This window comes from Burkholderia sp. BC1, from assembly GCF_052683555.1.
In genome coordinates this window covers 1-11,970 of the sequence record NZ_JBQYLP010000107.1, presented here as the reverse complement: position 1 = coordinate 11,970, position 11,970 = coordinate 1, and the positions used below count along the sequence as shown (strand labels likewise).

At 68.0% G+C, this 11,970-nt stretch carries 9 protein-coding genes; 7 read left to right on the top strand and 2 right to left on the bottom strand.

The annotated features are described in order from the left end of the window. The first annotated feature begins 137 nt into the window (after positions 1 to 137). The 3 genes from ACSHSS_RS28510 to ACSHSS_RS28500 are packed head-to-tail and all read left to right on the top strand — an operon-like array spanning position 138 to position 2,435. Complete coding sequence (locus ACSHSS_RS28510) at positions 138 to 953, top strand: ABC transporter substrate-binding protein (RefSeq protein WP_012213381.1); 816 nt, start codon at positions 138 to 140, stop codon at positions 951 to 953. 4 nt (positions 954 to 957) lie between these two features. Further along, positions 958 to 1,680, top strand: coding sequence for an amino acid ABC transporter permease (locus tag ACSHSS_RS28505; RefSeq protein ID WP_059840046.1), 723 nt, complete (start codon positions 958 to 960; stop codon positions 1,678 to 1,680). Between the two features lie 2 nt (positions 1,681 to 1,682). Continuing rightward, a complete protein-coding gene (locus ACSHSS_RS28500) occupies positions 1,683 to 2,435 on the top strand; it encodes an amino acid ABC transporter permease (RefSeq protein WP_035950579.1) in 753 nt (250 codons plus the stop codon). Here the strand turns inward: ACSHSS_RS28500 and ACSHSS_RS28495 are convergent. After that, entirely contained in the window at positions 2,420 to 3,658 is a 1,239-nt protein-coding gene (locus ACSHSS_RS28495) for a M23 family metallopeptidase (RefSeq protein ID WP_445545836.1), read from the bottom strand. The two genes, ACSHSS_RS28500 and ACSHSS_RS28495, sit on opposite strands and share 16 nt — an antisense overlap. 317 nt (positions 3,659 to 3,975) lie before the next feature. Further along, positions 3,976 to 4,641 carry a TetR family transcriptional regulator gene (locus ACSHSS_RS28490; protein WP_039221910.1) on the bottom strand — a complete coding sequence of 222 codons (666 nt, stop codon included), beginning with the start codon at positions 4,639 to 4,641 and terminating at the stop codon, positions 3,976 to 3,978. Between the two features lie 150 nt (positions 4,642 to 4,791). On the opposite strand from ACSHSS_RS28490, the gene ACSHSS_RS28485 reads away from it, so the two are divergent. From ACSHSS_RS28485 to ACSHSS_RS28470, 4 genes are all read left to right on the top strand, one after another. Next, the gene (locus ACSHSS_RS28485) at positions 4,792 to 5,985 is read left to right on the top strand and encodes a MexX/AxyX family multidrug efflux RND transporter periplasmic adaptor subunit (protein ID WP_217082717.1); all 1,194 of its coding nucleotides are present in this window, start codon (positions 4,792 to 4,794) and stop codon (positions 5,983 to 5,985) included. Between the two features lie 15 nt (positions 5,986 to 6,000). Beyond that, the gene (locus ACSHSS_RS28480) at positions 6,001 to 9,138 is read left to right on the top strand and encodes a multidrug efflux RND transporter permease subunit (RefSeq protein WP_445545835.1); all 3,138 of its coding nucleotides are present in this window, start codon (positions 6,001 to 6,003) and stop codon (positions 9,136 to 9,138) included. After that, the gene (locus tag ACSHSS_RS28475) at positions 9,135 to 10,598 is read left to right on the top strand and encodes an efflux transporter outer membrane subunit (protein WP_445545834.1); all 1,464 of its coding nucleotides are present in this window, start codon (positions 9,135 to 9,137) and stop codon (positions 10,596 to 10,598) included. Before ACSHSS_RS28480 ends, ACSHSS_RS28475 begins: the two co-directional genes overlap by 4 nt. A gap of 756 nt (positions 10,599 to 11,354) precedes the next feature. Further along, complete coding sequence (locus tag ACSHSS_RS28470; protein WP_006400116.1) at positions 11,355 to 11,879, top strand: fimbrial protein; 525 nt, start codon at positions 11,355 to 11,357, stop codon at positions 11,877 to 11,879. Positions 11,880 to 11,970: the final 91 nt, after the last annotated feature.

Below are 11,970 nucleotides of genomic sequence, written 5' to 3'. Positions count from 1 at the left end.
GGCTACGTCTGCGATGACCGCCGAGCCGAATAAATCAGCGTTTCCTTAGCGGCTTCGCGGCACGACAAGGCCGCGAAATCCGTCGAACCGGCCGCCGCGCAATCCGCGGCGGCTTCACAACAACACAGGTCGTGCTCATGAAAATCCATACGCTCGCCAAGGCGCTCGTCGCGGTCGCACTCGTCGCCGCAGGAACCGCCGCGCAGGCCGATCGCCTCGACGACATCAAGAAAGCCGGCGTGCTGCGCGTCGCGACGTTCGACAGCAACCCGCCGTTCGGCTATGTCGACGCGAAGACGAACCGCATCGTCGGCCTCGACGTCGACTATGCGAAGGCGCTCGCCGACAAGCTCGGCGTCAAGCTGCAGCTTCAGCCGACGAACCCCGCGAACCGCATTCCGTTCCTGACCTCCGGCAAGGTCGATCTCGTGCTCGCGAACTTCACGATCACCGAAGAGCGCGCGAAGCAGGTCGATTTCAGCATCCCGTATTTCTCGTCGGGCCAACAGTTTCTCGCGAAGAAGGGCGTGCTGAAGTCGGCGGACCAGTTGAACGGGCTGCGCATCGGCGCCGACAAGGGCACGACGAACGAAATCACGCTGCGCGAGAAATTCCCGAAGGCGACGATCGTCGCGTACGACGACACGCCGTTCGCGTTCGCCGCGCTGCGCGCAGGCAACGTGCAGGCGATCACGCAGGACGGCCCGAAGCTGATCGGGCTGCTCGCGAACGTGCCGGACAAGCAGAACTACGAGATTCCGCCGTTTACGATCTCGAACGACTACATGGGCGTCGGCGTGCCGAAGGGCGAGACGCGGCTGCTCGCGTTCGTCAACGACACGCTGAAGGGCCTCGAAGCGAGCGGCCGCGCCGCGCAGATTTACGACGCGTGGTTCGGGCCGACGACGAAAACGCCGCTCGCGCGCATTTTCCGCATCGGCGACAAGACCTGAGCGCATGTTCGGGCTCGCTCCCAAATATCTGGGCTGGCTCGGGCAGGGCTTCCTGCTGACGCTCGGGCTCGCGGCCGCGTCGGCCGTCGCGGCGGCGATCGGCGGCCTGCTGCTTGCAGTGCTGCGCCACGCGCGCGTCGCGCCGCTGCGTGCGGCGGCCGCCGCCTATGTCGTCGCGTTTCGCAACACGCCGCTGCTCGTGCAGTTGCTGTTCTGGTATTTCGGCGTCGCGTCGCTGCTGCCCGACACCTGGACCGCATGGCTGAATGCCGCCCACGTATGGCGCGCGGGACCGCTCGCGCTCGCATGGCCGTCGTTCGAATTCGTCGCAGGCTGGGTCGGGCTGAGCGCCTATACCGCGGCGTTCGTCGCCGAAGAGTGTGAAGCCGGGCTGCGCGGCGTGCGGCGTGCACAGCACGACGCGGCCGCCGCACTCGGGCTCACGCCGCTGCAGTCGCTGCGCTACGTGGTGCTGCCGCAGGCCGTGCGTATCGCGCTGCCGCCGCTGTTCGGCCAGATCATGAATCTCGTGAAGAATTCGTCGCTCGCGATGGCGATCGGCGTCGCGGAACTGTCGTATGCGTCGCGGCAGGTCGAGACGGAGACGTTCAAGACGTTCGCCGCGTTCGGCATCGCGACCTTGCTCTACGTCGCGACGGTCGCGGCGATCGAGGCCGGCGCGTACGCGACCACGCAGTGGCGCGACCGGCTCGGCACCGGGCGGTGACGATGGATTGGACGCTGCTGTTGTCGAATCTGCCGTATCTGCTCGTCGGCGCGTTTCCGGACGGCCCGCTCGGCGGCGCCGCGCTGTCGCTCGTGCTCGCGATCGCGTCGGCGCTCGCCTCGGCGGTGCTCGGTGTCGCGCTCGGCGTCGCGATGACGCTCGCGCGCGGCCCGCTGCGCGTACTGCTGCTCGCCGCGATCGGCTTCTTTCGCGCGATTCCGGTGCTGATGCTGATCTTCTGGACGTATTTCCTGATGCCGATCCTGCTGCATACCGACGTGCCGGGGCTCGCGACCGTCGTGTGTGCGCTCGCGCTCGTCGGCGGTGCGTATCTCGCGCACGCCGTGCATGCGGGAATCGTCGCGGCGGGCGCCGGCCAGTGGCAAGCGGGACTGTCGCTCGGGCTCACGCGCTGGCAGACCGTGCGCCACGTGCTGCTGCCGCAGGCCGTGCGGATCATGACGCCGTCGTTCGTGAACCAGTGGGTCGCGCTCGTGAAGGACACGTCGCTCGCGTATATCGTCGGCGTGCCGGAACTGTCGTTCGTCGCGACGCAGGTGAACAACCGGCTGATGGTGTATCCGGCGCCGATCTTCCTGTTCGTCGCCGCGATCTACCTCATCATCTGCACGTCGCTCGACGGCGCCGCGCGCTGGTTGCTGTCGCGCGGCCCGCGCGAGCGGGGCCGCGCATGCGACGCCGCGGCGTGCACGCCGCGCGCGCCGCGTATCGCCGCCGATCAGGACGCCGCGTAGTGCGTGTCGAACACGGCGCGCAGCGTCGATTTGTCGATCGCGAAGTCGCCCCACAGCGGGCCGTCGTTCTGCACGAACGCGAACGGCGCGGTGCTGATCGACGCGAGACGGAAACGCCATTCGGCGGCTTCCTGCCGGAACGCGGTCAGTTGCATGTCGGATAGCGCCGTCTGCGCGCTCGCGAGCGTGACGAGCGGATCGACCGGTTCGTTCGCGACGCGCACCTCGAAGTGCAGGTGCGGACCCGTCGCCGCGCCGGTCATGCCGACCGAGCCGATGCGCTGGCCCTGCTTGACGACTTCGCCGACCTTGAGCCCGCGCGCGAACGCGGACAGGTGCGCGTAGTACGTCGAATAGCCGTCGGCATGATCGACGATCACGTAATGACCGTAGCCGCCCGGATCGGTGCCGACGAACAACACGACGCCGTCGGCGGCGGCCGCGACCGGCGTGCCGGACGGCGCGGCGAGGTCGACGCCCGTATGGAACGCCATCGCCTGCGACAGCGGATGAATGCGCTCGCCGAAGAACGAGCTGATGCGCGTCCACTTCACCGGCATCGTGAACGCGGCCGCTTCGAGCGGCGCGCCGTCGAGCGTGTAGTACGCGCCGTGCTCGGCGCCCGGCGCGCGGAACCAGATCGCGCCGAACGTGCGGCCCGCGACGCGCAGCTCGAGCGCGGTGAGCCGCGGCGCTTCGCCGCGCGTATCGAACGCGACGCGGTAATAGTCGCCGCGCTTCGCGCTCGCGTGCATCGCGACCTTGCCGCTGACGAGATCGCCGAGCTGGATCCGGACTTCGGGCGGCACGTCGATGCGGTTCAGCGTATCGGCGAGCGAGAGCTCGATCGTGCCCGCGCGCATGCCGTGCAGCGGCTCGGGCGGCGCGAGCGTAAACAGGTTCGCGTAGCCCAGCATGTCGTTGCGGTGCGCGCTGAGCGGCGCGAACAGGCCGGGCTGCGCGTTGCGCTCGCCGATCGTGCGGGCGAGTTCGCTCGTCACGAAATGTTGTGCGGTGGGAAACGGCGTGTCGGACAGCACGCGCTGCGGCAGCACGACCGTGTCGGCGTCGACGGGGCCGGGCCGTTGCGAGACGGCCGGCAGCGCGGCGGCCAGCCCGAGCGCGGCGAGCGCGCCGAGCACCGCGGCGGGCACCAGCGCGCGCATGAAGCGCTGCGCGCGGCCCGGCGCGGAAGCATCACGAGTTGCGGCTAACTTGACCAAGGGTCCACATCCAGAAAAGCGGTTCACGGGGGTGTGGGCGGGACCGCCGGCGGCTCATCCGTCGAACGGCGACGGGGCGGGCGGCGGGCGTGCAACAAAACAGGCCCCGCCAGGGGCCTGTGTCGTTTCCGTTCGACCCAACGCGCGGGCAAACCCGCTTCGAACGGCGGCGTGCATGCCGGGTCGAACCCGGTTATCACGAAGACGCTAAAGAAAGCTGACAGCGCGAGTCTACCGATGTTCCGGAAGATGTTAAAAATTTTAAAGAGGGTCGACTCACTCGTTTCACAGTGCGGTAAATCGGGTTAAATCGGCATTTATTGCGATCGTTTCGCGGGCTTCGGCAATTTGTGTGCGGGACGCCGCAGCGCCGCGGAGGTCCGCACCGCGTCGAAGCCCGCATCGAGCATCGCTTCCGCGTCGTTCCACAGATTGCCGCGCAGCCGGTTCGTCCAGATCATCGACGCGAACACGCCTTCGAGCAGCGAGACGAGATAGACGGCGGCCAGATGCACGTCGAGGTCGGCCGCGAGTTCGCCCGCCTCGATCGCACGGCGCAGCAGCGCCTTCGTGATCCGCAGCGTCTGCAGTTCGAGCAGCATCCGGCGGCGCAGCAGCGCCGCGTTCTCGTCGCTTTGCTCGCACTTCGTGTAGAGGATCACGAGCACGCGCTGCATCGAACCGGGCTCGCCGCACTGGCGCAGATAGTGCGACGCGGCGTGCCGCAGCGTCGCGAACGCCGGCAGCCCGTCGCCGGCCTCGAAGCCCTCCGATGTGCGCGCGAACGCGCGGTCGCACATCGCGAGGCACACCTCCATCTTGTTGCGGTAGTGGCCGTACACGGCGCCGCGCGACATGCCGGCGGCCTCGGCGAGGTCCGCCATCGCGGTTTGCGCGACGCCCTTGTCGAGCAGCACGAGCTCGGCGGCGTCGAGGATCCGGTGCTTGATGGCGAGCGATTCTTCCCGGGTCTTGCGAGCCATGTATCGAGTTTCCTTACATTACGCTGTCGCTTTATTGAGACAGTCTGACGATTGGATGGAGGATCGATGTATTTAATCAGTCGTGACTGATTATAATCGGCGACCCTGAGCCGCCGCATTGTATCGGCGGCGCACGATCCGAGGTCCCAGATGAATGACAAACGCTCGCTGTCGCGCCGGCTGACGCCGCTCGCGCTGGCCGTCGCCGTGGCCGCGGCCGGCTGCGGAAAGGGCAAACCCGACGCCGAGCCGCCGGCCGTGCAGAAGGCGACCGTCGTCACGGTGCGTCCGGTCGCGGTGCCGATGACCGTCGAGCTGCCGGGCCGGCTCGATGCCTATCGACGCGCGGAAGTGCGCGCGCGCGTCGCCGGCATCGTCACGGCACGCACGTACGATGAAGGCCAGGAAGTGAAGCAGGGCGCCGTGCTGTTTCGCATCGATCCCGCGCCGTTGAAGGCGGCACGCGATGCGGCGCAGGGCGCGCTCGCCAAGGCGCAGGCCGCGGCGGCCGCGGCCGCCGACAAGCGGCGGCGCTATGCGGATCTCGTGCGCGATCACGCCGTCAGCGAGCGCGACTACACCGAGGCCGTTGCGGCCGACACGCAGGCGAAGGCCGAAGTCGCGTCGGCGAAGGCCGAACTCGCGCGTGCGCAGCTGCAGCTCGACTACGCGAACGTGACCGCGCCGATTTCCGGGCGGGCGCGGCGCGCGCTCGTGACCGAAGGCGCGCTCGTCGGACAGGGCGAAGCGACGCCGCTCACGACCGTCGAGCAGCTCGATCCGATCTACGTGAATTTCTCGCAGCCGGCCGCCGACGTCGAGGCACTGCGGCGCGCGGTGAAAAGCGGGCGCGCGACCGGCATCGCGCAGCAGGACGTCGCGGTGACGCTGCTGCGCGCCGACGGCACGCCGTATCCGCTGAAGGGCAAGCTGCTGTTCAGCGATCTCGCGGTCGATCCGACCACCGATACCGTCGCGATGCGCGCGCTGTTTCCGAATCCCGAGCGCGAGCTGCTGCCGGGCGCGTACGTGCGGATCGCACTCGATGCGGCGGTCGACCACCGCGCGCTGCTCGTGCCGCGCGACGCGCTGCTGCGTACGGCCGAGCGCACGTCGGTGCGCGTCGTCGATGCGGCGGGCAGCGTGAAGGACGTCGAAGTCGTCGCGGACCGCATGAGCGGTCGCGACTGGCGCATCACGCGCGGGCTGAATGGCGGCGAGCGCGTGATCGTCGACAACGCCGCGCAGTTCGCCCCCGGCACCGTCGTGAAGCCCGTCGACGCGCGGCCCGCGCAGGCGGCGCCGGGTTCGGCGGCCTCCGGCACGCCCGGCCGTCAAACCTGACCGGTAGCGCTGACCATGGCACGTTTCTTCATCGATCGCCCCGTATTCGCGTGGGTGATCGCACTCTTCATCATGCTGGGCGGCGCGTTCGCGATCCGCGCGCTGCCCGTCGCGCAATATCCGGACATCGCGCCGCCCGTCGTCAGCATCTATGCGACGTATCCGGGTGCGTCCGCGCAGGTCGTCGAGGAATCGGTGACCGCGCTGATCGAGCGCGAGATGAACGGCGCGCCGGGCCTGCTGTATACGTCGGCGACGAGCAGCGCGGGCATGGCCTCGCTGTATCTGACGTTCCGGCAGGGCGTCAACGCCGATCTCGCGGCCGTCGAAGTGCAGAACCGGCTGAAGACCGTCGAGGCACGGCTGCCGGAGCCCGTGCGGCGCGACGGCATCCAGGTCGAGAAGGCGGCCGACAACATCCAGCTCGTCGTGTCGCTGACCTCCGACGACGGCCGCATGACCGGCGTGCAGCTCGGCGAATACGCGTCGGCGAACGTCGTGCAGGCGCTGCGCCGCGTCGACGGCGTCGGCCGCGTGCAGTTCTGGGGCGCCGAGTACGCGATGCGCATCTGGCCGGACCCGGTGAAGCTGGCCGGTCACGGGCTGACCGCGTCCGACATCGCGGCGGCGGTGCGCGCGCACAACGCGCGCGTGACGGTCGGCGACATCGGCCGCAGCGCCGTGCCCGACAGCGCGCCGATCGCGGCGACCGTGTTCGCCGACGCGCCGCTGAAAACGCCGGCCGATTTCGGTGCGATCGCACTGCGCTCGCAGGCCGACGGCGCCGCGCTGTATTTGCGCGACGTCGCGCGCATCGAGTTCGGCGGCAGCGACTACAACTACCCGTCGTACGTGAACGGCAAGGTCGCGGTCGGCATGGGCATCAAGCTCGCGCCCGGTTCGAACGCGGTCGCCACCGAGAAGCGGATCCGCGCGGCGATGGACGAGCTGTCCGCCTATTTCCCGCCGGGCGTGAAGTACCAGATTCCGTACGAGACCTCGTCGTTCGTGCGCGTGTCGATGAACAAGGTCGTCACGACGCTGATCGAGGCCGGCGTGCTGGTGTTCCTCGTCATGTTCCTGTTCATGCAGAACCTGCGCGCGACGCTGATTCCGACGCTCGTCGTGCCGGTCGCGCTCGCGGGCACGTTCGGCGTGATGTATGCGGGCGGGTTCTCGATCAACGTGCTGACGATGTTCGGGATGGTGCTCGCGATCGGCATCCTCGTCGACGATGCGATCGTCGTCGTCGAGAACGTCGAGCGGCTGATGGTCGAGGAGCGGCTTGCGCCGTACGACGCGACGGTCAAGGCGATGAAGCAGATCAGCGGCGCGATCGTCGGGATCACGGTCGTCCTGACGTCGGTGTTCGTGCCGATGGCGTTCTTCGGCGGCGCGGTCGGCAACATCTATCGGCAGTTCGCGCTGTCGCTCGCGGTGTCGATCGCGTTTTCCGCGTTCCTCGCGCTGTCGCTGACGCCCGCACTCTGCGCGACGCTGCTCAAGCCCGTCGACGACGGCCATCACGACAAGCGCGGCTTCTTCGGCTGGTTCAACCGCTTCGTGGCGCGTTCGACGCAGCGCTACGCGACGCGCGTCGGCGCGATGCTGAACAAGCCGCTGCGCTGGCTCGTCGTGTACGGCGCGCTGACGGCCGTGGCCGCGCTGATGCTCACGCGCCTGCCGAGCGCGTTCCTGCCGGACGAGGATCAGGGCAACTTCATGGTGATGGTGATCCGTCCGCAGGGCACGCCGCTCGCGGAGACGATGCAGAGCGTGCGCGAAGTCGAGTCGTATCTGCGCCGCGAGGAGCCGGCCGCGTATACGTTCGCGCTCGGCGGCTTCAACCTGTACGGCGAAGGGCCGAACGGCGGGATGATCTTCGTCACGCTGAAGAACTGGAACGCGCGCCAGGCCGCGCGCGATCACGTGCAGGCGATCGTCGCGCGCGTCAACGAGCGTTTCGCCGGCACGCCGAACACGACCGTGTTCGCGATGAATTCGCCGGCGCTGCCCGATCTCGGTTCGACGGGCGGCTTCGACTTCCGCATGCAGAACCGCGGCGGGCTCGACTACGCCGCGTTCAGCGCCGCGCGCGAGCAGTTGCTCGCGGCCGGCGCCAAGGACGCGGCGCTGACCGATCTGATGTTCGCAGGCACGCAGGACGCGCCGCAGCTGAAGCTCGATATCGATCGCGCGAAGGCGTCGGCGCTCGGCGTGTCGATGGACGAGATCAACACGACGCTCGCGGTGATGTTCGGCTCCGACTATATCGGCGACTTCATGCACGGCACGCAGGTGCGCCGCGTGATCGTGCAGGCCGACGGGCAGCACCGGCTCGATCCGGACGACGTGAAGAAGCTGCGCGTGCGCAACGCGCGCGGCGAGATGGTGCCGCTCGCCGCGTTCGCGACGCTGCACTGGACGCTCGGGCCGCCGCAGCTCACGCGCTACAACGGCTATCCGTCGTTTACGATCAACGGCTCGGCCGCGCCCGGCCACAGCAGCGGCGAAGCGATGGCCGCGATGGAGCGGATCGCCGCGACGCTGCCCGCCGGTATCGGCCATGCGTGGTCGGGGCAATCGTTCGAGGAGCGGCTGTCGGGCGCACAGGCGCCGCTGCTGTTCGCGTTGTCGGTGCTCGTCGTGTTCCTCGCGCTCGCCGCGCTCTACGAGAGCTGGTCGATCCCGCTCGCGGTGATGCTCGTCGTGCCGCTCGGCGTGATCGGCGCGGTGCTCGGCGTCACGCTGCGCGCGATGCCGAACGACATCTATTTCAAGGTCGGGCTGATCGCGACGATCGGGCTGTCCGCGAAGAACGCGATCCTGATCGTCGAAGTCGCGAAGGATTTGCTCGCGCAGCGCATGTCGCTCGCCCAGGCGGCGCTCGAGGCCGCACGGCTGCGGCTGCGGCCGATCGTGATGACGTCGCTCGCGTTCGGCGTCGGCGTGCTGCCGCTCGCGTTCGCGTCGGGCGCCGCATCGGGCGCGCAGACGGCGATCGGCACCGGCGTGCTCGGCGGCGTGATCGCCGCAACCGTGCTCGCGGTGTTTCTCGTGCCGCTGTTCTTCGTGGTGGTCGGCCGGCTGTTCGGCTTCGGCACGCGTCGACGCGGCAGCGCGCCGGCGGTCAACGTGGAGGGTTCGCGATGAAGCATCGTTCCGATTCGCGCCGCACCGCGCGGCGCGCGCCGTTCGCGCTGGCGGCCGCGCTCGTGCTGGCCGGCTGTTCGCTCGCGCCGCGCTACGAGCGTCCGGCTGCGCCGGTGCCGTCCGCGTATACGAACGGCGTCGACGCTACGCACGACGCGCCGTCGGCTTTCGCGCCGCGCGCCGATGCGGCGCTGCTCGACGACTGGCGCAGCTATTTCACCGCGCCCGCGCTGCACGCGTGGATCGACGCGGCGCTCGCCAACAATCGCGATCTGCGGATCGCGGCCGGCCGGCTCGACGAGGCGCGCGCGATGTACGGCGTGCAGCGTGCGGAACGGATGCCGTCGATCGACGCGAGCACCGGTTACGAACGCACGCGGCAATACGATCCGGTCCTGCGCGAGAGCGCGGTGAGCGGGCTGTATCGCGCGGGCGTCGGCATCAGCGCATACGAACTCGATCTGTTCGGGCGCGTGCGCAATCTGTCCGATGCAGCGCTGGCCGAGTACTTCGCGACGGCCGACGCGCAGCGCACGGTCCGTATCGGCGTGATCGCCGAAGTCGCGAACGCCTACGTCGCGGAACGCGCGCTGAACGAACAGCGCGCGCTCGCCGAGCGCACGCTCGATGCGCGCGAACGGATCGCCGCGCTGACGCAACGCCGCTATGCGGCCGGCACGAGCGATGCGATCGAACTGCGTTCGGCCGAGATGCTGGTCGCGGCCGCGCGCGCATCGCACGCGGCGCTGCAGCGCGAGCACGCGCAGGCCGTGCGCGCGCTGCAACTGCTTGCCGGCGATTTCGCGCGCGACGTGCGCGACGACGATACGGCGCTCGACGCGCTGACGATCGCGCCGGTCGCGCCCGGTGCGCCGAGCGATCTGCTCGAGCGACGTCCCGACATCCGGCAGGCCGAATCGCGACTCAAGGCCGCGCACGCGCAGATCGGCGCCGCGCGCGCCGCGTTTTTCCCGCGCATCGCGCTGACGACCGATTACGGCTCGGTCAGCGACGCGTTTTCGAGCCTGTTCGCGGCCGGCACGAGCGTCTGGACGTTCGCGCCGCGCATCACGCTGCCGATTTTTGCCGGCGGGCGCAATCGCGCGAATCTCGACGTCGCGAACGCGCGGCGGCACATTGCGGTCGCCGAGTACGAGAAGACCGTGCAGATCGCGTTCCGCGAGGTCGCGGACGCCTTCACGGCACGCGACTGGATCGAGCGCCAGCTGGCCGCGCAGCGCGACGTGCACGCGGCCGACGACGCACGGCTGAAGCTCGCGGAACGTCGTTACGCGGGCGGCGTCGCGACATTTCTCGAACTGCTCGACGCGCAGCGCAGCACGTACGAATCGGGACAGGAGCTGATCCGGCTCAGGCAGCTGCGGCTCGCGAACGCGATCGCGCTGTATCGCGCGCTCGGCGGCGGCTGGACGCCCGGCACGGCCGTCGACGACGCGTGACGCGCTGACGCGCCGTCGCGTCGCCGATCGCGCGCCGTTGTCGCTTCGTGCGACAGCGGCGTTTTTTTTCGTCCGCCGGCCGCGCGGCAGGCGCGCATCCGCTTGCATGCTGCAAACGGTGCAGCGTGCAAGCGGCCATCTGCGTCGCTATTTTTCTTCCATTTGATCCGCCATTCGAGGCTTATTTCAACGAGACGGATATGGCGGAAATCGCCAATATTCGCGCCGAATTGACGTGACGATTAATTCCTGCATGCGTTGAATAATAAAGTCGCCATGCCGTCGCAAAACGTTAAATCGAATCGCGCAATCGTTTGCGCGATTAATTCGCCATCGAGTCAATATGGCGTTATTTCCTCTCAGTTGAAAGTGCGCACCGCGTTTCGTTGCGGCCGGACAACGATGGCGGCGCGCGACAGGATCTTGTCCTTTCGCGGCAGGGCCGCGACAAACCCAATGCAGACAAGGAATAGCGGGGCGCCGCCGCTTCGTGTCGCGAATTGTCTTTAATCATCAAACGCTTTCGCTCGCTTTGCGTATCCGGAATATCGATTTTGAAAAACGGAGAATTGCGACGAAATGACGCAATTCGCATTCGTTGAATCGAACATTGTCATGTTTGATTTAACAATGCTTTACAGAGTTCTTTCAAACTTATCTCGATAATGCCGCCTCGTGACGGACGGGAGCCGACCACACGCTACCGAATGCGTCCGCCACGTCGTTCTTTCCATTTGCAATTCATACGGAAACGCCATGAAAAAAACCCTCCTGACCGCCGCCGCACTCGCCGTTCTGTCCACGTCCGCTTTCGCGGCGGGCGCAAACAGCGGCACCGGCACGATCAACTTCACCGGCGAAATCGTCGCCGGTGCATGCGGCATCGATTCGGGTTCGGACAACCAGACCGTGAACCTCGGCAAGGTGCCGACCAACGTGTTCAAGCAGGCCGGCGACAAGTCGACCGCAACCAACTTCGACATCAAGCTGACCGACTGCGACACGAGCGTCGCGCAGAACGCGTTCTTCACGTTCACGGGCACGTCGAGCGCCGGCCAGCCGAAGCTGTTCGCGACGATCGGCTCCGCGCAGAACGTCGGCATCCGCCTGCAAAGCGCGTCGGGCGAATACCTCGACAACGGCGTCGAGCAGAAGGCGCCGACCGTGCTGCAGAACGGCACGAACATCGCTCGCTTCGCGGCGATGTACGAAGCGGTCGCGGCCGACGTGAAGCCCGGCACGGCCGACGGCGTCGCGAACTTCACGGTTCGCTACCAGTAAGCGCCGGTTCGGGAGGACGCGATGTGCGCATCGTTCCTCCCGCATTGCTCCGATTGCCCTTCGTCCCACGACTTTCCCGTAGCGCTTTTTT